Below are 22662 nucleotides of genomic sequence, written 5' to 3' on the forward strand. Positions count from 1 at the left end.
CCTCGGCCGCCGGCACTGTGTCCTAGGTCACATTCATGGTCCCAGATCACATGCCCAGTCGATCGGCGGCCGAACGGCGAACTCGGGGTTGTTTGGGGGGCGGTCCCCGATGCCGCCCGTCACCTGCGGCGGCGATCCTGGGGCAATGCTCCTGGACATGCTGCAGTCGTCGTCTCCGTACCTGGTCGGCTCGATACTCCTCGCCGTGCTGGCGTTCGCCGGGTCGCTGATCCCCGGGGTCGCGGCTCTCCTCGTGGCGGGGGCGACGCTGGCGGATCCATGGGGCATCGCGGTGGTGGGGGCCGCCGGGTGCGCCGGGTACGCGCTGTACGCGACCGGCGGCTGGCTCGTCGGCCGCCGGTACGGCTCGCGGCTGCGCCACGGCAGGGCCGGCCGCCGGATCGGCGAGCACCGCTGGTCACGGGCCGAGCGACTGCTCACGGGCGCGGGAACGGGCGTGAGCTCGGGTGTGAGCTCGGGTGTGAGCGTAAGAACGGGCGCGGGCGCGGACCCGGGTGTGGGTGCGGGCATGGACACGAACGCGGGCATGGACACGAACGCGGGCAAGGGCACGGACACGGGCAGGGGCGAGAGCAGGGGCAGCGTCACGGGTACCGGCACGGACGCGGGCAGCGGCCCGGCTCTGGCGGTGGCCTGCTTCCTGCCCGTGGTCGGCTCGCTCGTCCCGATCGTCGCCGGGACCCTGAGCGTGCCGTACGCGCGCTTCATCCGCCGGGCCCTGGTGGGCGGCGCGGTCTGGGTGAGCGTCCACCTGTCGCTGGGCGCCCTCGCGGGCGAGGCCCTGCGCCAGAACCGGCACCTGCTGGTGCCGATCTCCGTGTGCGTGGCCGTCGTGGCGGCGAGCCTCATCGTGATCAACCACCGCGCCCGCCCGCCCGCCCCGGGAGGGGGCGGGCACCGGCGACGCGAGCGGCAAGGTCCTGGGATAGCCGGGCCGGGAGCCCCGGCCGGTCAGGGCAGAGGGCTCCCAGGTGACCGGGCCGGGGGTACCGGAGACGCTGGAGACGCTGTCAGCGGGTCGGGTGGTTCTCCAGGGCCGGGGAGCGCTTCGCGATCGCCTCGGTGATCTGGCGGGCGATGTCCTGCGAGGTCAGGCCGATCTCACCGAGGATCTTCGGGCGCTTGGCGTGGTCGAGGAAGCGCTGCGGGATGCCGTAGGTGCGGACCGGGACGTCCACGTCGGCGTCGCGCAGCATGCGGGCCACCGCGTCGCCGACCGCGCCCACCCGGCCGTTGTCCTCGACCACCACGACCAGCTTGTGGGCGCGGGCGGCCGGCACCAGGGCCTCGTCCAGGGGCTTGACCCAGCGCGGGTCCACCACCGTGGCGGAGATGCCCTGGGCGTCGAGCAGGTCTGCGGCCTCCAGGCACAGCCCGGCCATCGGGCCCACGGCCACGAGCAGCACGTCGGGGTCGTCGCCCGCGCGCAGGACGTCCATCTCGCCGAGGCGGCCGACCGCCTCGATCTCGGCGCCCACCGCCCCCTTGGGGTAACGCAGGACGGTCGGGCCGTCGTCGACCTCCACCGCCTCGGCCAGCAGCTCGCGCAGGCGGGGCTCGTCGCGGGGGACGGCGACCGACAGGCCGGGGACGACCTGCAGGATCGACAGGTCCCACATGCCGTTGTGGCTGGCGCCGTCGTCGCCGGTGACGCCCGCCCGGTCGAGCACGACCGTGACGGGGAGCCGGTGCAGGGCGACGTCCATCAGGAGCTGGTCGAAGGCCCGGTTGAGGAAGGTGGCGTAGACGGCCACCACCGGGTGCAGGCCGCCGAGCGCCAGACCGGCGGCGCTGGTCAGGGCGTGCTGCTCGGCGATGCCGACGTCGTAGAGGCGGTCGGGGTAGGCCTCGGAGAACGGGATCAGGCCGGTGGGGCCGAGCATCGCGGCGGTGATCGCCACGATGTCGCGCCGCTCGGCGCCCAGGCGCACCATCTCCTGGCCGAAGACGTTGGTCCAGCCGTGCGGCTTCGGCTTCTCCTCGCCGGTCAGCGGGTCGAAGACGCCCGGCGAGTGGAAGCAGTCCTCGTCGTGGTTCTCCGCCGGGGAGTAGCCGAAGCCCTTCTTGGTGAGCACGTGCACGATCACCGGGCGGCGGAAGTCGCGGGCCCTGCGCAGCGCGGCCTCCACGGCCTGCTCGTCGTGGCCGTCGACCAGCCCGATGTACTTCAGGCCGAGGTCCTCGAACATGACCTGCGGGGCCAGGACGTCCTTGAGGCCCTTCTTGACCCCGTGCAGGGCGTCGTAGACGGGGGCGCCGACCACCGGGACCTTGGTCAGGTTGCCCTTGACGAAGTCGAGCACGTCCTCGTAGCGCTGGTTCGTGCGCAGCGAGGCCAGGTGGGAGGCGAGCCCGCCGATGGTCGGCGAGTAGGAGCGGCCGTTGTCGTTGACCACGATGATCAGCGGCAGGTCCTTGCGCGCCGCGATGTTGTTGAGCGCCTCCCAGGCCATGCCGCCGGTGAGCGCGCCGTCCCCGATCACCGCGACGACCGTGCGGTCGGCCTCGCCCTTTAGCCGGTACGCCTTGGCCAGGCCGTCGGCGTACGACAGCGCGGTCGAGGCGTGGGAGTTCTCGATGATGTCGTGCTCGGACTCGCTCTGGCTCGGGTAGCCCGACAGGCCGCCCTCCTGGCGGAGCGTGTCGAACTGCCCGGCCCGGCCGGTGAGCATCTTGTGGACGTAGGCCTGGTGGCCGGTGTCCCACAGGATGCGGTCGCGTGGCGAGTCGAAGACGCGGTGCATCGCGATCGTCAGCTCGACGACGCCGAGGTTGGGGCCGAGGTGGCCTCCGCTGCGGGCGGTGGAGGCGATCAGGAGTTCCCTGATCTCGGTGGCGAGGACCGGTAGCTCGTCCACCGCCAAGCGCTTGAGGTCCCCTGGTCCCTTGACCGACTCCAGAAGATTTCCAGGCTGCCCGGTCCGCTCGCTCACGGAATCATCCCCTCTGTCCAGTCAACGTCACGACGAGTCTAGTTGCGCCGGGGAACGCAACCCCCGGGAGCGGCGATTCTGCACGCTTTATCCACACTTGCAATAACCTTTGCCCCACCATGAAAACTCTCCCCTTTAGGCAACTATCGTCTCTTGTTGCCGCCTCGTTGACGTTTGCCCTGGTGGCGGGCCTGGACCCCGTCAGCGCGTCCGCCTCGCGGACCGTCGCGCCCTCCGCCTCGCAGCAGGTCGCGCCGGTCACCGGGGTGGCGTCGGGTACGAATACCTCCACCGCCTCCGCCAAGGAGTCCGCCGGGGAGCAGGCACCCCCGCGCGGCCGGGCCGCCGCTACGGCCAGTCCCCTCTACCGCACCGGCACCCTGCCCACCATGCGCTGCCAGGCCGGACAGATCCGCGCGGGGAGCGCGGCGTCCTACCGAACCTTCGTCACCAAGCTCATCCGCTGCCTGAACCTGGCCTGGAAGACCCAGTTCAGGAAGACCAACCTGGGCTTCTCCCACCCCAAGCTACGTTTCACCACCACCAAGGTGACCACCCCCTGCGGCCGGTGGCCCAGCAGCGCCGGGGGGCTGTACTGCTCCAGCAACCGCACCATCTACATCGCCGTCACGCGTGAGGTCCTGAAGAACGCCCACCCGGCCAACCACGCCCAGTTCATCGCCCACGAGTACGGCCACCACGTGCAGCGCCTCGCGGGCATCATGGACTACTACGGCCGCAGCATCTGGCGGGCCTCCTCGTCCACCAAGCTGGCCTTCTCCCGCCGCCTCGAACTGCAGGCCGACTGCCTGGCCTCCGCCTTCCTGCGCCAGGCCGCCGACGACCTGCCGGTCGAGCAGGCGCAGTGGGAGGCGATGGTCAACTGGGTCAGCGCCAACGGGCACAAGAACTGGCCCAAGAACGACCACGGCAAGGGCCGCAGCCAGGCCTACTGGATGGAGCGCGGCTTCGACGCGGGCTCCCCGTCCGGCTGCAACACCTGGACGGCCCCCTCCGGCCGCGTCGCCTGACCTGTCGCCCGACGCCCGGTACGCCTCGCACCGGCCGACCTCCGGTGCGAAGCCGGCTGATTCCCGGCACGAGGCCCGACTCCAGCACGAAACCGCGATGTGCGGCCACTCCTGCCAAGGGTGGCCGCATATCCGCTTTACCCCCCCTTTAACCTCCCCTAGGGTTGAGGATCATGCGCATCCCCCTTATCGCACTGCTCTCCGGCGTGCTGGTGAGCACGCTGCTCGCCGGTACGGCGGGCGCCGCGGTCACCACCGGCCGGCTCGCGCCGGTGCCCACGGGCAAAGCCGCCCTGACCGCCAACCCGATCTACAAGACGGGCAAGCTCGAACCGGATGCCTGTCCGGAGCAGCCGGTCTACAACGACGACCTGGAAACCGCCGAGACCTATCTCAGCTTCGCTCTGGACTGCCTCAACGAGGGCTGGGCGTACCAGTTCTCCAAGGCGAAACTGCCGTTCTCCAAGCCCAAGTTCGCGGTCACCACGCGCGTCGGCGTCCCGACCGGCTGCGGCAAGTTCCCCAAGGGCGCCCAGGCGGTCTACTGCTCGCTGAACAAGAAGATCACCTTCTACCTCGACAAGGGGATCCTCTCCCAGGCGACCGAGCTGTTCCTGCTGCAGACCCTGGCCCACGAGTACGGTCACCACGTCCAGCAGCTCTCCGGGATCCTGCCCACGGTGTTCAACCGGAAGTACAAGAACGACAAGGCGTACCTGCCCGAGCTGCGCAAGGTCGAGCTCCAGGCCGAGTGCCTGAGCGGCGCCTTCATCGGCAGCATCTGGCGCTCCCTCGGCCGCCGCGAGTCGGACTTCAGGTACGTCCTGAGCGCCGCCTACAGCACGGCCAGCCACGGAACGACCAAGAGCATCACCTACTGGGTGACCCGTGGCTTCAAGCAGGAGACCCCCGGCTCCTGCAACACCTTCTCCGCCCCCAAGTCCAGGGTCACCTGACCTCCTCCCCCTCCCGATTTCCACGACCACCCGCCGCCGTCCCCCGGACGCGCGACGGGTGGTCGTTCTTTTCCACCCGGTGTAAGTCTTTTCCCCCAAGAGGTGCGGACCTCGTCCCCTCCTCGTCCGGCACCCCGCGAAACCTCGCTCACGAGTGGCGACGGACCCATGACATTCAGTAACCTGGCGACGCCGCCTGAGCAACCCTCCCTGTGAGCGCCCTCCACGCCACGGAACCAGGTCCGGTCCCCCCGCTGGTCGATGGCAAGGAGAAGACAGAATGGACACGACCGACACCCGCCTGCGCGTCCTGGAGACGGACGTCGCCAAGTTTCGCCTGGCGAACGAGGAGAACAAGGTGATCAACGCCGGGATCCTGGAGGTTCTGGCCGACCTGCGAACGGAGGTGTCCGGAATCCGGACGGAGATGTCTGAAATGCGGGCGGACATGGACAAGCTCCGAACCGGGCAGGACGAACTCCGCGCCGGACAGGACGAACTCCGCGCCGGACAGGACGAACTGCGCGCCGGGCAGGACGAACTGCGCGCCGAGATGCGCGCCGGTCACGCCGAGCTCCGCGAGGAGATCTCCGTGGTCAAGCGCTCCGTCGGCAACCTGGAGCTCTCCATGAAGCGCGTCGAGGGCGATGTCGCCGAGCTCAAGGCCGGTCACATCGAGCTGCGCCACCTGGTCGCCGGTCTCGTGAAGTAACCCCACACCACCGCCGGCACCCACGCCTCCGGGTGCCGGTAACAAGATATTTCACTGATCACCACAGGCCAGACGGCGGAGCCCGATCTTTTCACGGAATTTTCATGTTAAATACAGATCAGAAACCTTTATGACCGCCACGAATTAGCGCACTTCGAACAAGGTCGCGTTGATATAAAATCACTGAATTACATCGCCTGTTATTGCGCTCAGCCTCTACGTTTAGATCGGCGATGTCTTCCCTGTCCATTGCCCCTTCATAACAGTAAGAAAGAACGTTATACGCCCCTTCTGCGTTCAGGCCGTCGGAAGCTTCACAACACTCCATTACCGCCGAAAGAAGATGAGCGGTGCCGGGCTCTTCGGTTCCCTCGTACACGTCATCAAATTCTTCCACAAGTTCTGGCTGCTCCGAAACTGACCCTCGATTTTCAGCTACAGCATGACGGAAAGCTCTTAAGGCCTTATCCAGGAAAGCGAGCGTGGCACCATCTTGGATTGGTGGGGACATCGTTTCCAACGTCCACTCGATGGCCACCACGGCCAACGCAAGCCGTTCAGGCAGACTAAGGATAGCTAGATTTTCTCGCTCTGAAGCCATCTCATAGTCCCAGAGCAACATCAGCACCCTCCAACTAGATCAATACCTGGATATTCGCCAATCCGTCCGGCACAGTCCTGTCGACTGGGCCCACACGGCGGGCGAGAGGTTGCCATTCTACCCTGATCCGAAAGGCGCCCATTATCCACAGCATTTAGCATTACCTGCTCTGCGTCAGTCTGATTCGGACCCATATACTTCGATCCGCTAACCCGCGTATATCCAAGGCTATCCGCCAACGTTCGCATAGCGGGATTCGTCTTGTTTCGATTAACTGTATAGACGTGCTCTCCACCAAATTCGCCGGTTGCAACAGTTGTACCATTGTAGGCACGGTCTCCATACGACGAACGCATTGTTTCGTGCAAAGATTTTGCATCCGACAGAAGTTCATCGTCAGGCTTTCCTGGACCGCTGTTGTGAACAAGAACATCGTGATCGCCTGCGACAACGTGATACGTGTGCAGGCCGTCGACCGTCAGGTTGTGGACTCGCTGGACGGCGGTCGACTTCTTGAGGGCGGTGATCTGGACGTGGGTGCCGGCTGAGGTGCGCAGCCACATGCCCGGTTCGAGGTCTCCGGCGTTCACCCATTCGCGCAGGGACGGGACCCAGAACGGGTGCTCGTCCGTGGCGGTGACGACGTCGGTGGCGTCGCCGCGGAGGCCGTCGAGGTCGATGGTGACGCGGACCAGGTCCTTGACGCCGTCGCCGGTGATCAGGGTGGTGACGGGCCTGGCCTCGGTGACGCCGGAGGCGGGGTCGGTGGCCGCGACGTGGTCGCCGACCCTGACGTCCTCGATGGCCCTGGTGGAGCCGTCGGCCATCAGGACCCGGGTGCCGGGCACGAAGCTGTTGGGCTTGCGCCCGCCGTCGCACGAGCCCCCCGCTCCGGGGAGGTCCACGGGCAGGTCGGGGGCGACCTCGTCGATGATGTCGTCGACCAGGTCCTCGGTGCTGTTCTCGACGAGGTCCTCGACGACGTCCTTCACGCAGGCCTTGAAGCTGCCGCAGAACTCGATGCCCAGGTCGACCGGCTCGGCGCTGCCGATGTCGCCGGCGTCACCGCCGATCTCGATGGAGACCTCGTTCTTCTGCTGCTGCTTCGACTTGGTCGACTTGCCCTTGGCCTTGGACTTCGCCTTCGTGGCGGCCTTCTTGGTGGTCTTGGCGACCTGCTTCGCGGCCTTCTTGACCGCCTTCTTGGTGGACTTGGCCGTCTTCTTGGCGACCTTCTTCGCCGCCTTCTTGGCGGCCTGCTTGGTCACCTTCTTGCCGACCTGTTTGCGGGCCTGCTTGATGCCCTTCTTGACGGCCTGTTTGATCCCCTTCTTGATCCCCTGCTTGGCCGCCTTCTTCGCGCTCTGTTTCGCGGCCTTCTTGGCCCCCTGCTTGGCGGCCTGCTTGGCGCTCTGTTTCGCGGCCTTCTTCGCGGCCTGTTTGGCGGCCTGCTTCGCCGCCTGCTTGGCGGCCCTCTTCGCGGCCTCGGCGGCGATCCGCTTGGCCGCCTCCGCCGCGATCCGCTTGGCGGCCTCGGCGGCGATCCGCTGCGCGATCTGCCGGGCGATGATCTGCGCCGCGATCCGCGCGGCGTGGAACAGCAGCGGGATGCAGAACGGGCAGTTGCCGGTCGGGTCGTCGAGCGACATCGGGTCGCCCATGGCGTAGGTGTAGCGGTTGAGGTTGATCGACGGGTAGGGGCTCAGCGTCACGTCGTCGCGGGAGGCGAACCCGCCGGTTCCGGGCACGTACCAGCGGGCGTGCATGTTCACCTTGCCGGTGACCGGGTCGGTGTACTCCCCCTGGTACCCCAGCCTGGCGGCCGTCCCGGTCCTGGCCGTCACCTCGCCGTACGGGTCGTAGGCGGTGGAGTCGACCAGCGCGGTGCCGGAGAAGGTGCCCACCAGGTCACCGTGCTGGTCCGACATCACCCCGACGGCGGCGGCGGTCCCCTCCTTGAGGCCGAGCAGGTCACCGGACGGGTCCCGGCCGTACCTGGCCTTGACGGCGCCCGCCCCGTCGGTCACCGCGACGATGTCGTTCTCCAGCCCGGAGTAGGCGAAGTTCTCCGTCGAGCCTCCCTGGGTGCGGGAGGCCAGGCGGCCGAGGCCGTCGTAGGCGTAGGTGGCGTCCCCGTCGGTGACCAGCCGGTCGAAGGCGTCGAACGTCAGGTTCCTGGTGACCCCGCCGGTGGTCTCGGTGGCGAGCGTGCCGCGCGGCGTGTAGGTGTAGTCCGTCCCGCCGCCCGAGGTCACCCGGTTGCGCTGGTCGTAGGCGAAGGTCTCGCTCCCGGCGCGTGTCCGGTTGCCCGAGGCGTCCCACTCGTAGGTGGTGACGTTCCCGTTCGGCGCCTTCCACGAGGTCATCCGCCCGGCGTGGTCGTAGCCGTAGGTGTTGGCGCCGGCGCCGGCCGTGCCGGTCGTCGTCTTGGAGACGAGGCTGTCGTCCTTGTTCCAGCCGTAGGTGATCTTCGCGATCTCGGTGCCGGAGGTGTTCCTCAGCGAGTGGCTGGTGATGCGGTCCATCGCGTCGTAGCCGAACGCCTGCGTCGTCCTCGGCGTCGCCGAGGTCAGCGAGGTCAATCGGTCGGCGTCGTCGTAGCCGTAGGTGAAGGAACGGCCCGTCACGGGTTCGCCCGCCGTCCTCAGCCGGTCGTCGACGTCCCAGCCGAAGGTCGCCGTCCCTGACGGGTCCACCCGCTGGGTCACGTTGCCCGTGTCGTCGTAGGCGAAGGCGGCCACCTGGGTGGTCCCCTTGGAGACCTTGGTCAGCAGCCCCCTGTCGTCGTACTCCAGGTTGTAGTCGCCGATGGCGGTGTCCCGCCCGGCCAGGTCGTAGCCGTAGACGCGCACCGGCGTGGCGGCCTGCGTGCCCGTGCCGGTCTCCTTGGTGAGCCGCCCGAGGTGGTCGTACTCCCTGTCGACACGGACCCCGCCGGGCTGCACGACGGCGGTGGTGTTGCCGGCCGCGTCGTAGAGGGTGGTCCACGTCCGGTCGGCCGCCGCCGGGTGCGCCTGCGTGACGGGCTCGATCACCGATTCCGGCAGGCCGAGGCTGTTGTAGGCCGTCCAGACCGTGTTGCCCCGCCCGTCGGTGCTCCGGGTCATCTCGCCGTTCGCGTCGTACCCGAACGTGGTCGTGATCGAGTCGGTGTCCGTGACCGGTTCCACCAGCTCGACCATCGCCCCGGTCGCGTCGTAGGAGCGCCGCACGACCCGGTTCTCGCCCGAGGTCTCGGTGACCGGGTTGCCGGCCACGTCGTACCCGGTGCCGAACGTGCGCTGCGTCACTCCGGAGCTGTTGAGGTCCTTGACCGCGGTCTCCCTGCCGGCCAGGTCGTACTCGGTGACGGAGGCGTTCTCGAGGGGGTCGGTGACCTTGACGGTGCGGCCGGCCAGGTCGTACTGGTACCTGGTCACCTTGTTCAGGGGGTCGGTCTCGGAGACGACCTCCCCGGCGGGGTTGTACGCGTATTCGAAGACTCGCCCGCTGCCCGGCAGGGTCTCCTTGACCTTGTTGCCGGACTGGTCGTACTCCATCCGCGTGATCAGCGTCTTCGGCGTCGGCTTGCGTTCCACGATCGTCGCGGTGATCTGGCGGCCGAGGTCGTCGTAGGTCGCCTGCGTCCGCGCGCCCAGGGGGTTGACGCTCGCCAGCAGCTCACCGGCGGTGTCGTACTCGTAGGTCCACTGGCCGCCCGGCTGGCCGTTCGGCCCCGGCTCGGTCACGCGCACCCGGTTGTCCAGCGCGTCGTACTCGGTGTTCCACACCGATCCGCGGGCGTCGGTGTACTTGGTGACCCTGCCGGCGGCGTCGTAGGCGTAGCTCGTCTTCGGGGTCAGCGTGCTGCCGCCGGGCGGGGTGTAGGCCGCTCCCGTCACCGAGGTGGTGCGCCCCAGCCGGTCGAAGGCCTTCGTGGTGGTCCCGCCCTCGGCGTCGACCGAGTGCGTCCTGCGGCCCGCGCTGTCGTAGCCGTACCTGAGGGTCGGGCGGGCGTCGGCCACTGTCCCGGCCTTCTCCACCTTGACCTGCGGCGCCTTGACCTCGATCAGCTGCTCGGCCGTGTCGTAGCGGTAGGCGGTGGTGAAGTCGGCCGCGTTCGCGCCCTGCGCGTTGCCCCGCGGTTCGGTCATCGCGACGACCAGGCCCCGGTCGTCGACCGTCCAGGAGGTGACGATGTCCTGGGCGCCGTTCTCCACCGTCCTGCGCGTCAGCAGGTCGTCGGCGTTGTAGGCCGCCTCGGTCACCTCCGTGCGGGTCGTCCCGGCGGCGGTCGACGTCTCCTTGGTCACGTTGTCGTTGGCGTCGTAGACGTAGGCCGTCTTACGGGCCAACCCCTGGGGGTCGAACGTCTCGGAGGTGAGGCGGTCGGCGGCGTCGTAGACGTAGACGGTCTCCTCGGCCCCGTCCCCGGTGATCTGGCTGACGAGGTTCCCCGCCGCGTCGTAGGTGTTGTCCTCCAGGACCACGTTCCAGGGATCGGTGTCGCCGTTCAGCCTGACGTCCTCGGCGATGATCCGGGCCGGGGAGTCGTCGGGGAAGTAGGTGCGCGACAGCTTGCGGCCCATCACGTCGGTCCTGGTGGCCAGGCGGCCCTCGGGGTCGTAGGTGAAGGACTCCAGGACCAGGTCCCTGGGGGTCTGCGGGTTGACCGGGCTGCCCCGCCAGTTCTTCAGGGTGCGCGAGGTCAGCTCGCCCCGCACGCTGTAGGCGTAGCTCAGGACGTTGCCCAGCTCGTCGGTCGTCCCGGTGCGCGCGCCGGTGTGGTCCCAGGCGTGCCGGATCACCCCGCCCTCGGCGCCGGTGATCGTCTCCACCCGGCCGTAGGTGTCGTAGGTGTAGGCGACCTTGCGCTCGGGGTCTCCCCCGGTGAGGTCGACGACGGTCTCGCTCAGCTTGAGGCCGTCGGCGTCGTACGCCGAGCGCGTCTCGGTGGTGTGCGTGACACCGGTGACCTCGTTCCTGACCCCGGCCCCGGTGTGGGTCACGAGACGGCCCGCGCCGTCATAGGTGAACCTGGTCGTGATGCCGGCGGGGTTGGCCTGCGACACCTCCTTCCTCGACGTGACCCGGCCCAGCGCGTCGTGGCCGTACGTCGTCACCAGGTTCGACGGGTCCTTCTCCTCGGCCAGGTCGCCGGAGACGGTGTAGCGGTAGGCGGTCTCGTTGCCCTTGGCGTCCTTCTCCGACTCCAGCAGCCCCGCCGGAGTGAGGCCGCCGCCTACGGCGGGCTCGGTGCCGTCGGTGTAGGTGTACGTCGAGGAGCGGCCGTTGGGGAAGTCGGGGGTCGCGGGGGTCGTCTCCTTGAGCAGGTCGCCGAAGGTGTCGAACTCCCAGCGGGTCGCGTAGGTGTCGTCGGTCTCCGACGCCGACCTGCCGTCGCGGGAGACGACGAGCTGGTCGTTGCGGGCGTCGAACTCGTTGGCGGCGTTCAGGTAGTAGGAGTTGTACTCCGTCGTGCACGGGAAGGGACTGCTCCAGTCACTGCCGCACTGCGCCTCGAAGATCCGGTTGCCCCGCTTGTCGTGCCCGAAGTAGGAGATCTCTCCGTTGCGGTCGGTCTCCACCAGCGGGAAACCGCCCTCGTCGTACTCGGTGACGCTCTTCTTACCAAGCTGGTCGGTCTCGGACACCTGGCGGTAGCCGCGCAGCGCGTCGTGCTCGTAGAGGAGCTTGCCGTTGTGCGGGTCGGTGACCGTGACCACCGACATGCCGGTCTCCGGGTCGAACACCGGCACACCGACCTGCCAGGCGCCTCCGTGCTGGTCGGTGTGCGTCTTGATCCGCTCCGTCGCGGCGTCGTAGACGTTCTCGGCCCACACCCGGCCCGACGGCAGGGTGATCTTGGTGAGCTTGTACGGCACCGCGGTGCGGGCGGCGGTGTAGTGCGCGGTCACCTGCGCGGCGGAGAGCGGCGTGTCGTAGAGGGCGAACTCGTCGATCTGGCCGTTGAAGGGGAACCTGACGGGCTCCCCGGCCTCGGGGATCGTCGCCGGCCAGTTGTCCGCGATGAACCCGTTGCCCACGGTGGCCTGCGGCAGCCAGCTGTTGTCGGCCTTGCGGGCGAGGGTCCCGACCTGCTGGCCGTCGAGGTAGAGCGTCTGGGTCTGCCCGGTCGCCGACAGGACGACGTGATGCCACTGGTTATTGTTGACCGGGGCGGCGGAGGTGATGGGCGAGATGACGTGGTCGTCGTCCCTGCCGGTGCGGAACTGGCCGCGGAGCCTGCCGTCGGTGCCCACGTAGATCGTGGGCTCGGTGGCACCGAACCATTCGGCGATGTTCTCGTGGAGCGACAGGACGATGCCGTGGGAGGCGGTCTTGAACCACGCCTCGACCGCCAGGTCGGAGCCGAGCCTGGGGACGACGTGGTCGGGAAGCTTGACCTCGCTGACGTTCTCGTCCGCCGAGGAGAAGGTGGCCGCGCCGTTGCCCGATCCGGTGAGCGCCCCGGTCTGGCCGAGGGTCACCCCCTGGTAGTCGGCGCTACCCGCCGCCCAGCCCAGGCCGGTCGCCGTGGTGGTCGGCGTCCCCTCGCACTCCTCGGGGTAGAGCTCGCAGAAGGGATCGGGCGGGCCCGTCGGCTGGGGCCGCGGAACGGTCGGGGGCTCGCCGAACCGCCAGTACCCGGCGGGGTCGGCGTCCTGGACCACGCTCTGGTACTGCGAGCCGGAGCCGTAGGCGTACGAGGTGCAGTTGGGCGCCGCGACCGGCGAGCACGCCTTGACGAGCTTGCCCGCCTCGTACTGGTAGGTCCAGGTGAGCGGGGCGCCGCCGACGGGGTCGGTGGAGACGGAGGTGACCTGGGCGCCGGTCCAGGCGAACGTCAGCGACCTGCCGCCGTCCGCGACGACCCTGGCGAGCCTGCCGTCGCCGCCGTAGGTGAGGTTCTGGGCCCGTCCCCTGCTGTCGCTGACCCTGGTCAGCCGGCCCGTCGCGTCGAAGGTGTAGGAGGTGGAGGACTTGTCCATCAGCCGCCAGCCCCCGCCGGTGACCTGTGCGAGCGTGGCGTGCATGCCGGGCGGCGGCTGGAAGGTCCCGTCACCGTTGGGGGCGAACCGGAGCCTGCGCCCGTCCGGGTAGGTGACCAGCAGGGCGGTGCCGCCCTCGAACGCCTCGGTTCTGATCCCCATGTCGAACCTGGTCGACCAGCCGGCGCCGAACATGCCGGTGGTGCGGGGGTCCTGGCTGTTGTAGGAACGCGTGACGTTGAGCTGGGGGCCGGCGGTCTTGACCGACGCGTCCACGAAGGCCGTCGTGTAGTTCCCGGCCAGCTGGTGGAACTCCTGGCCGTTCGCCCCGCGCGCGGTGAGCTGGGAGGTAATGCCGTGCTGGCGGACCCCGGTGGTGAAGGCCAGTTGCTCCGAGCTCGCCTGCGCGTCCCTGGAGGTGTCGGTGGCGGTGAACGACCAGACGTAGTTCTTGCCCCACGCGAGCCGGCCGGCGGGCACCCGGATGGTGTTGACCCCCGGGGGCTGGAGCCCCGACGACCAGCACCACTCCTCCTCGCCGTCAGGGGGGATCGGGAAGGGGAACTCTCCGGGCTCCTCCTCGAAGGTCCGGCAGACGTCGAAGGTGTAGCGCAGCGGGGTGTAACCGCTGTCGGAGGAGGCGGCGTGGGCCACGAGCAGCGGGGTCAGCGAGGAGACGGAGGCACCGTCGTCGGGGAACATGTCCACGATCTCGGGAGAGGACGGGTTGCCGCCCCCGCTGACGGCGCAGGGCCCCTTGTCGGTCCACCGGAAGTCGTCCGGCGCCACGCCCCGGGTCGGCCAGACGGCGACCCAGTCGTGATCGTCGTAGGAGACGGTGTCACCCGAGGTGTAGGTCACGAAGCTCGACCAGGCGGCGTGCAGGCAGCCGGCCGCGCCGGAGGCGGCGGTCTTCCTCGGGGCCTCCACCGGCTTCTCCTGCTTCTTCGACGTACCCGTCCGCTTCTCCGGCCGGCGCTCCGCAGGTCGCCGGTGCAGGGGGCGCGAGTCCGGGCGCAGTGCCCTCTTGGGCCACTTGGGCTTCACCACGGGGCCGGCCGGCCTGTCCGGCTTCGCCATGGTCGCGCTCGCGTCCGTGTGGGTGGGCCGGCCCTGTGCCGACCCTGTCATCTGCACCGGGGCGACGGGCTGCACCGGGGGTGCCGGTTCCGCCCTGGCGGGTTCCGCCGTCAGCTGGATCAGTCCGGGGACGGCGAGGAACAGTGTCGCCATCACCGCCCAGCGCAGCAGGCGGGTGTTTCCGAGCAGCCAAGCAGAACGGCCCATGTGCCGTCATCCTCCGACCCGTCGACAATCAGGGAGCCCTGTTCGGGCGCGCGAGACCGCCAGGCGAGGATGCCTCACAGCAAGTTCCCAGCCCGCTCACAAATGATCGTCAGGAATGTAACCCGACCCACTCATAAGCCACAAGTTCCACTTGAACAGCCGAAAACCCCAAACATCCGCAATTCACTACAAATCACTAAATTTCATGATTAAAAGCACATGGCCGGATGCGGTCAGGAAGCGGGCACGCGCGCGAGGTTTGAGAACAGGGCCCGGGAGCCAAGAGGATCAGGAGCCCGCGCGGGCGAGGACCTCGAGAGGGTCGGCGAGGACCTGGGAGAAGGCCAGTTCGGCGGCGCCGACGAGGGTGGCGTCATCGCCGAGGGCCGAGGTGCGCAGGCGCAGCTGCTCGCGGCACGGGGGCAGGGCGTCGAGGGCGAGGCGGCTGCGGACCTGCGCGGCGGAGCCGAGGTAGATCTCCCTGAGCGTTCCCCCGAAGACGACCATTTCGGGGTTGAACAGGTTGACGAGGTTGGAGACGCCCAGGCCGAGCCAGTCGCCGACGCGGCTCAGGGCCGCCTGCGCGACGACGTCCCCCCGGTCGGCGGCGTCGACCGCGGCGCGGACGGCGTCCCTGCCGACCCGGGAGCCGAAGCGGCCCGCGGCCTCCAGGAAGGCGCGCTCGCCGACCTCCGCCTCCAGGCAGCCGTGCGAGCCGCACCCGCAGATCCGGCCCTTGTCGGGATTGACGATCATGTGCCCGACCTCGCCGCCGAAGCCCAGGTGGCCGCCGAGCAGCTGGCCGTTGACGATCACTCCCCCGCCGATGCCGACGTCGCCGTGGAGGTAGACGAGGTCCCGGCAGCCGACGCCGACGCCCCGGGTCTGCTCGGCGAGGGCGGCGAGGTTGGCGTCGTTGCCGACGGTGACCGGCAGGCCGAAGCCCAGCCGGCGGGTCATCTCCTCGGAGAACGGCACGTCGTCCACGGTGACCATGTTGGGCCCGAACCTGACGACCCCGTCGCCGCGTCCCACTCCCCCGGAGAAGGCCGCCGCCACCCCGACGCACACCGTGTCGGGGCGGGTCCTGCGGTGCATCTGCCGGGCGAAGGCGGCGAGCGGGCCGACGATCTCCTCCAGGGAGAAGTCCCCGCGCCGCCGTACCGTCTCGCGGCGGTCGAGGATGGTGCCGCCCAGCCCGACGCGGGCGGCGACCAGCCGGTCGACGCCCACGTCGAAGGCGAACACGTAGACCCGCGCCGACTCCGGGCGGACCACCAGGGACGGGCGCCCGGCCCGGCCCGTCTCCCGGGGGAGCTCCTCCCTGACCAGCCCGGCGGCGGTCAGGTCGGCGGTGAGGGCCATGATGGTGCTGCGGTTGAGGCCCATCCGGTTGGTGAGCTCCGCGCGCGAGGTGGGGCCGCTCAGGTGGACGTGCCTGAGCAGTGCCCCGAGGTTGTGGCGCCTGATCTCCTCTTGGGAGGGGCCTGCCCGCATGGCGTGGTGTTCCTTCGGTGAATCGGAGTCGCTGATCACCTTAGACCAGTGGCGGCCGCCCGCTTGCGGGACAGCGCGTCCACCATGGCGGCCAGCAACAGGACCGATCCGGTCACCATGAACTTCACCCCGGAGCTGTAGCCCATCAGGCCCATGCCGTTCTCGATGACCGCGACCACGGCACCGCCGAGGATGGCGTCCAGCACCCGGCCCTTGCCGCCGAACAGGCTGGTGCCGCCGATGACGGCGGCGCCGACCGCGTAGAGCAGCACGTTGCTGCCGCCGGTGTTGGGGTCGACCGAGCTGGCCCGCGAGGCGGCGATGATGCCACCGACGGCGGCCATGGAGGAGCAGATCACGAAGGCGCTGATCTTCATCCGGTCGACGTTGATGCCCGCCCGGCGCGCGGCCTCGGCGTTGCCGCCGACCGCGTACAGGTGGCGCCCGTACGCCGTGCGGCGCAGCACGAACGTCAGGACGAGCAGCAGCACCACGATGATGGGCACCACCAGCGGCACGCCCGCCAGGGAGACGACGGCGACGTTGCGGCTGCGCTCGATGTTGAGGAAGTAGACCGCCAGGCCGCCGAGCAGCGCGAGGGCGCCGACCCTGACCGCGATGAGCGAGATCGGGTCGGAGGTGAGGCCCCGGGAGGCCCGCTTGCGGGAACGCAGCAGCTGGAGGCCGGCGTAGGCGGCGACGCCCACGGCCAGCAGGATCCAGCCCAACGTGGGCGGGAGGTTCTTGTTGGCGATCGACAGGATGGTCTCGTCGCGGATGGCGATGATGGTGCCGCCCTTGACGAGCAGCAGGACCAGGCCCTGGAAGGCGAGGAAGGCCGCGAGCGTCACCACGAACGACGGGATGCCGAGTTTCGCGACGATGGAGCCGATCGAGGTGCCGATCACCACGCCGGTGAGGATCGCCGCGCCCACCGCCACGTACCAGGGCAGCCCCTGGCTGCTGAGCATGATCGCGAGTACCGCGGCGCAGACGCCGCTGGCGAAGCCCGCCGACAGGTCGATCTCGCCGAGCAGCAGCACGAAGACCAGGCCCATGGCGATCACGGTGACCGCGGCGCCCTGGGTGAACAGGTTGGCGAAGTTTCCCGCAGTCAGGAAGGAGGGCCGCAGGACGGCGAAGATCGTGCAGAGCACCACGAGGCCGAACACCGCGGGCAGCGCGCCCATGTCGCCGCCGCGTACCCTCTCGGCGTAGCCGCGGACGTTCGTCCTGATCGAGGGTGCCTCGTGTGCGGTCTTCGGTGAGATCGTGGCGGTCATACGGTGGCTCCGTTGGTGAGGCCGAGGTCCCCGCTGCGGCCGGAGGTGATCAGTTCGACGACCTGCGCATGGGTGACGTCCGAGGTCTTGACCTGGGCCGCCATCCGGCCGAGGTAAAGGGTGGCGATCCGGTCGGACACCGCGAAGACGTCGTTCATGTTGTGCGAGATCAGGACGACGGCCAGACCCTGGTCGGCCAGGCGCCGGACCAGTTCCAGCACCTGCGCCGTCTGGGCGACGCCGAGGGCGGCGGTGGGCTCGTCGAGGATGACGACCTTGCTGTTCCACAGCACGGCCTTGGCGATGGCCACCGTCTGGCGCTGGCCGCCGGAGAGGCTGGCGACGAGCTGGCGGATGGACTTGACGGTCCTGACCGACAGGCTCTCCAGGGTCCTGGCCGCCATCTCCTCCATCGTGTCCTCGTCGAGGACGATGCCGCGCCGGTGCTCGCGGCCGAGGAACATGTTCTGGACGATGTCGAGGTTGTCGCAGAGCGCGAGGTCCTGGTAGACGATCTCGACGCCCAGGTCGGCCGCGTCGCGCGGGCTGCCGATCTGGACGGGCTTGCCGTCGAAGAAGTACTCGCCGGAGTCGATCGAGTGGATGCCTCCGACGCACTTGACGAGGGTCGACTTGCCTGCGCCGTTGTCGCCGACCAGCGCGGTCACCTCTCCGGCGTACGCGGAGAGGGAGACGTCGTGCAGGACCTGTACGGGACCGAAACTCTTGTCGATCCCGCGGAGTTCCAGTGCGGGGGTCATGGGGTTGTGCTCCCTGTGTTCGGTTCGCGCGGCGAAGCTCGCGCGGCTCGGGCGCCTGCGGGCGGCGTCCCGCCCCGTGACGCCGGGAGACGCTCGCCTGTCGCGGCTCCCGGCGTCACAGGATGAGGTGTGCCGCGATCGAGCGCGAGGGCGCGGCCGGCCGGGGGAGGTCCGGCCGCGCCCTCCACGCCCTACTGGATTCCGGCCTCGGTGCACTTGTCGGCGAACTCGCCGGTGCACAGCTCTTCCTTGGTCACGAAGCCGTCGGCGACGACGTCCTTGACGCTGTCGAAGAAGATCGGCTGCGGGTCGAGGAGGACGGCGGGCACGTCGGCGCCGCTCTCGCTGTCCTTGACGCTCCCGGTCGCCGCGGGCTTCTCGCCCTTGGCCAGGCCGATGGCCAGCGTGGCGGCCGCGTCGGCCTCCTTCTTGATCGCCTTGTAGACGGTCATGCACTGGTCGCCGGCGAGGATGTTCTGCAGGCCCTGCACGGTGGCGTCCTGGCCGGTGACCGGGACCTTGCCGTTCAGGCTGTTCTTCTTCAGTACCGCGATGGCGGCGTTGCCGAGACCGTCGTTGGCGGCCAGGACACCGGCGATCTTCGGCTGCTCAGTGAGCATCTGCTCGAAGATCGTGCCTGCCTGGGCGTTGTCCCAGTCGGGGACGGACTGGTCCGGGCCCTTGACGTAGTCGCCGGAGTCGTACTTGGGCTTGAGCACGCCGTCGTAGCCGTTCTTGAACAGCGTGGCGTTGTTGTCGGTCGGCGAGCCGTTGAGCTCGGCGACGATCGGCTTCTCGGCCTTCTTGTCGGTCAGGCACTTCACCAGGCCCTCACCCTGCAGGGTGCCGACCTTGGTGTTGTCGAAGCTGACGTAGTACTGGGCGCCGCCGTTGAGGGTGAGGCGGTCGTAGTCGATGGTGGCCACGCCCTGCGCCTTGGCCTTGTCGAGTACGGCCTTGCCGGTGCCGCTGTCGAGGTTGACGATCATCAGGACCGTGGCCCCGTTGGTGATCATCTGGTCGGCGATGGTCTGGAACTGGGTCTTGTCGCCCTGGGCGTTCTGGATGTCGTAGGCGACACCCGCGGCCTTGAACGCCTCCTCCAGGTACTTGCGGTCCGCGGTCTCCCAGCGGGCGGAGGACTTGCTGTCGGGAAGGATGACGCCGACCTTGCCCGCGGCGGCCGCCGTGCTCTCAGCGGGGGCGGCACTGCTCGAAGCGCTGGTCTCGGGGCTGTCGCTCCCGCAAGCGGTGAGGCCGAGGGTCATCGCCGCGGCGGCGGCGGTAAGGCTGAGGATCCCCTTGCGCATGGTGCACGGGTCCTTTCTTCGAAATTGGGGGGTACGGACGTGCGGCATGCCGAATTCGCGGGTACGGCTGTCCGGGTCTCGGCTCACCGTTCCGTTGAATGTTGTTTGCGGCAACGTATTCCGCCGTTGGCCTGGAGCGCCAGACCCACCCGAGGTAAAGTTTGTTGTGGCCGGTAACAATCCAGAAACGCGCCCTTAACCGCCTCGGGACCGGGTGCCCCCTCCCCTTTCCGACACCTTCGCCGTTACCGGGACCGCGGCTCCGAGCTGCCCTTTTCCCCGGACCTCTCCTTGAAACGCCCTCGGAAAGCACGGAACCGCCCGGCGGGATGGTGTCCCGCCGGGCGGTTCTCGTCTGGGGTGTGCCCCCATGCGGGCGAGGCTTACGTGCGGCCTCGCCCCCCTGCTCAGCTCTTGGCGAGCAGGGAGCGCAGGACGTACTGCATGATGCCCCCGTGCCGGTAGTAGTCGGCCTCTCCGGGGGTGTCGATGCGCACGACCGCCTGGAACTCCTTGCCGTCGGCCCTGACCGTCACGGTCTGCGGGACGCCGCCCTCGTTGAGGGCCTCGACGCCGACGACGTCGAAGGTCTCCTCGCCGGTCAGGCCCAGCGACGCGGCCGTCTCGCCCTCGGGGAACTGCAGCGGCAGCACGCCCATGCCGATGAGGTTGGAGCGGTGGATGCGCTCGTAGGACTCGGCGATGACGGCGCGGACGCCGAGCAGCGCGGTGCCCTTGGCCGCCCAGTCGCGCGAGGAGCCCGAACCGTACTCCTTGCCCGCCAGGACCACGAGCGGGATGCCCGCGGCCTGGTAGTTGGCCGAGGCGTCGTAGATGAAGGACTGCGGCGCGCCCTCGACGGTGAAGTCGCGGGTGTAGCCGCCCTCCACGCCGTCGAGCAGCAGGTTCCTCAGCCGGATGTTGGCGAAGGTGCCGCGGATCATGACCTCGTGGTTGCCCCGGCGCGAGCCGTAGGAGTTGAAGTCCTTGACCCCGACGCCGTTCTCCTTGAGGTAGTCGGCGGCGGGGGTGCCGACCTTGATCGCGCCGGCCGGGGAGATGTGGTCGGTGGTGACCGAGTCGCCCAGCTTCGCGAGCACCCGGGCGCCGGAGATGTCGGTCACCGGCTCCGGCTCGGGCGGCATGCCCTCGAAGTAGGGGGCCTTGCGGACGTAGGTCGAGTCCGGGTCCCACTCGAAGGTGTTGCCGGTCGGGATCGGCAGCGAGCGCCAGGTCTCGTCGCCCTTGAACACGTCCGCGTAGTCGTGCAGGAACATCTCCTGGTCGATCGAGGAGGCGACGACCGCCGCGATCTCCTCGGGCGCCGGCCAGATGTCGGCGAGGAAGACCGGCTCGCCGTCCGAGCCCACGCCCAGCGGCTCGTTGTTCAGGTCGAGGTCCATGGTGCCCGCGAGGGCGTAGGCGACGACCAGCGGCGGCGAGGCCAGGTAGTTCATCTTGACGTCGGGGTTGATCCGGCCCTCGAAGTTGCGGTTGCCCGACAGCACGGCGGTGACCGCGAGGTCGTTCTCCTGGATGGCGGCGGAGATCTCCTCCTGCAGCGGGCCCGAGTTTCCGATGCAGGTGGTGCAGCCGTAGCCGACCAGGTTGAAACCGATCTTGTCGAGGTACGGCTGCAGGCCCGAGCGCTCGAAGTAGCCGGTGACGACCTGCGAGCCGGGGGCGAGCGAGGTCTTGACCCACGGCTTGCGGGTCAGGCCCTTCTCGACCGCGTTCCTGGCGAGCAGCGCGGCGCCCATCATGACGTACGGGTTGGAGGTGTTGGTGCAGCTGGTGATCGCGGCGATGGTGACCACGCCGTGGTCGATCTCGAAGTCGGTGCCGTCGGCCAGCGTGACCCGCACGCGCTTGTGCGGGCGCTCGCCGTTGAGATTCGCCGGGTGCGGCTTGTCGCCGTTGTCGTCGTGGGAGACGGCCGGGGAGTCGGAGGCGGGGAAGGACTCGCCGGACGCCTCGTCGAGCGGGCCCTGCTCGCTCGACACGTAGTCCTTGACGGCCGCGCGCCAGGCCCTCTTGGCGTCCGACAGCGCGATGCGGTCCTGGGGACGCTTGGGACCGGCGATCGACGGGACGACCGTCGACAGGTCCAGCTCGATGTACTCGGAGAAGACCGGCTCCTCGGCCTCGGGGTCGAGCCACATGCCCTGGGCCTTGGCGTAGGCCTCGACCAGGGCGACCTGCTCGGCGGGGCGGCCGGTCAGCGTGAGGTAGTCGGTCGTCTGGCCGTCGATCGGGAAGATCGCGCAGGTCGAGCCGAACTCGGGGCTCATGTTGCCGATCGTGGCCCGGTTGGCCAGCGGCACGCTGGAGACGCCGTCGCCGTAGAACTCCACGAACTTGCCGACGACGCCGTGCTTGCGGAGCATCTCGGTGATCGTGAGCACCAGGTCGGTGGCGGTGGCCCCGGCCGGGAGCTTGCCGGTGAGCTTGAAGCCGACCACGCGCGGGATGAGCATGGAGATCGGCTGGCCGAGCATCGCGGCCTCTGCCTCGATGCCGCCGACGCCCCAGCCCAGGACGCCGATGCCGTTCTCCATGGTGGTGTGGGAGTCGGTGCCGACGCAGGTGTCCGGGTACGCCTTCCCATCGCGGACCATCACGACGCGGGCCAGGTGCTCGATGTTGACCTGGTGCACGATGCCGGTGCCCGGCGGGACGACCTTGAACTCGTCGAAGGCGGTCTGGCCCCAGCGCAGGAACTGGTAGCGCTCGCGGTTGCGCTCGTACTCCCGGTCGACGTTGCGCTGGAAGGAGTCGGCGCCGCCGAAGAAGTCGACGATGACCGAGTGGTCGATGACCATCTCGGCCGGGGCGAGCGGGTTGATCCTGGCGGGGTCGCCGCCGAGGTCGCGCACGGCCTCGCGCATGGTCGCCAGGTCGACGACGCACGGGACGCCGGTGAAGTCCTGCATGATCACGCGGGCCGGGGTGAACTGGATCTCCACGTTCGGGGCGGCCTTGGGGTCCCACTGGCCGATCGCGCGGATGTGGTCGGCGGTGATGTTCGCGCCGTCCTCCGTGCGGAGCAGGTTCTCCAGAAGGATCTTCAGGCTGTACGGGAGACGTCCCGCCCCCTCCACGGCGTCCAGCCGGTAGATCTCGTACTCCGCGTCACCGACGCGGAGCGTGTCACGGCTGCCGAAGCTGTTCGCGGACACGGTTCGCCTCCCTCATCACCTGATGTCTGGCGCGCCGGCACATAGGGCGCGATTGAATCCTGCCGCACCCCCTGAGCGCCCTTGACTGTTAGGTTCGCCTAACTTCCAGGTCACCGACAG

The 22662-nt window shown here is 69.0% G+C and carries 12 protein-coding genes; 4 read left to right on the plus strand and 8 right to left on the minus strand.

Annotated elements, in window-relative coordinates; translation table 11 throughout:
- The first annotated feature begins 145 nt into the window (after window positions 1–145).
- Entirely contained in the window at window positions 146–1087 is a 942-nt protein-coding gene (locus tag ACFYWM_RS23600) for a DedA family protein (RefSeq protein WP_389917595.1), read from the plus strand.
- Here ACFYWM_RS23600 and dxs read toward each other — a convergent pair.
- Window positions 1032–2954 (minus strand): 1-deoxy-D-xylulose-5-phosphate synthase, encoded by a 1923-nt coding sequence (gene dxs / locus ACFYWM_RS23605; protein ID WP_389917596.1) that lies wholly within the window; start codon window positions 2952–2954, stop codon window positions 1032–1034. The genes ACFYWM_RS23600 and dxs overlap by 56 nt on opposite strands.
- A 167-nt stretch (window positions 2955–3121) precedes the next feature.
- Here dxs and ACFYWM_RS23610 point away from each other — a divergent pair, with 167 nt between their 5' ends.
- The 3 genes from ACFYWM_RS23610 (at window position 3122) to ACFYWM_RS23620 (ending at window position 5653) form a co-directional block, all read left to right on the plus strand.
- Window positions 3122–3985 (plus strand): neutral zinc metallopeptidase, encoded by an 864-nt coding sequence (locus ACFYWM_RS23610; RefSeq protein ID WP_389917597.1) that lies wholly within the window; start codon window positions 3122–3124, stop codon window positions 3983–3985.
- Window positions 3986–4158: 173 nt separating this feature from the next.
- Entirely contained in the window at window positions 4159–4941 is a 783-nt protein-coding gene (locus ACFYWM_RS23615; protein ID WP_389917598.1) for a neutral zinc metallopeptidase, read from the plus strand.
- Window positions 4942–5221: 280 nt separating this feature from the next.
- Window positions 5222–5653 (plus strand): hypothetical protein, encoded by a 432-nt coding sequence (locus ACFYWM_RS23620; RefSeq protein WP_389917599.1) that lies wholly within the window; start codon window positions 5222–5224, stop codon window positions 5651–5653.
- A 118-nt stretch (window positions 5654–5771) separates the two neighbouring features.
- Here ACFYWM_RS23620 and ACFYWM_RS23625 read toward each other — a convergent pair whose 3' ends face one another.
- The 7 genes from ACFYWM_RS23625 to acnA all read right to left on the minus strand — a co-directional run bounded on the left by ACFYWM_RS23625 (window position 5772) and on the right by acnA (window position 22542).
- A complete protein-coding gene (locus ACFYWM_RS23625) occupies window positions 5772–6281 on the minus strand; it encodes a hypothetical protein (RefSeq protein ID WP_389917600.1) in 510 nt (169 codons plus the stop codon).
- Window positions 6275–14512, minus strand: coding sequence for a LamG-like jellyroll fold domain-containing protein (locus ACFYWM_RS23630; RefSeq protein ID WP_389917601.1), 8238 nt, complete (start codon window positions 14510–14512; stop codon window positions 6275–6277). Before ACFYWM_RS23630 ends, ACFYWM_RS23625 begins: the two co-directional genes overlap by 7 nt.
- Before the next feature lie 288 nt (window positions 14513–14800).
- Complete coding sequence (locus tag ACFYWM_RS23635; protein ID WP_389917602.1) at window positions 14801–16009, minus strand: ROK family protein; 1209 nt, start codon at window positions 16007–16009, stop codon at window positions 14801–14803.
- Window positions 16010–16044: 35 nt separating this feature from the next.
- Complete coding sequence (locus ACFYWM_RS23640; RefSeq protein WP_389917603.1) at window positions 16045–17292, minus strand: sugar ABC transporter permease; 1248 nt, start codon at window positions 17290–17292, stop codon at window positions 16045–16047.
- The gene (locus tag ACFYWM_RS23645) at window positions 17289–18053 is read right to left on the minus strand and encodes an ATP-binding cassette domain-containing protein (protein ID WP_389917604.1); all 765 of its coding nucleotides are present in this window, start codon (window positions 18051–18053) and stop codon (window positions 17289–17291) included. The genes ACFYWM_RS23640 and ACFYWM_RS23645 overlap by 4 nt, the downstream gene beginning before the upstream one ends.
- A gap of 191 nt (window positions 18054–18244) precedes the next feature.
- Window positions 18245–19363 (minus strand): sugar ABC transporter substrate-binding protein, encoded by a 1119-nt coding sequence (locus ACFYWM_RS23650; protein ID WP_389917605.1) that lies wholly within the window; start codon window positions 19361–19363, stop codon window positions 18245–18247.
- A 407-nt stretch (window positions 19364–19770) separates the two neighbouring features.
- Entirely contained in the window at window positions 19771–22542 is a 2772-nt protein-coding gene (gene acnA, locus ACFYWM_RS23655; RefSeq protein WP_389917606.1) for an aconitate hydratase AcnA, read from the minus strand.
- Between the last annotated feature and the right edge of the window lie 120 nt (window positions 22543–22662).

The organism is Streptosporangium sp. NPDC002721, from assembly GCF_042888905.1.
Classification (GTDB): domain Bacteria; phylum Actinomycetota; class Actinomycetes; order Streptosporangiales; family Streptosporangiaceae; genus Streptosporangium.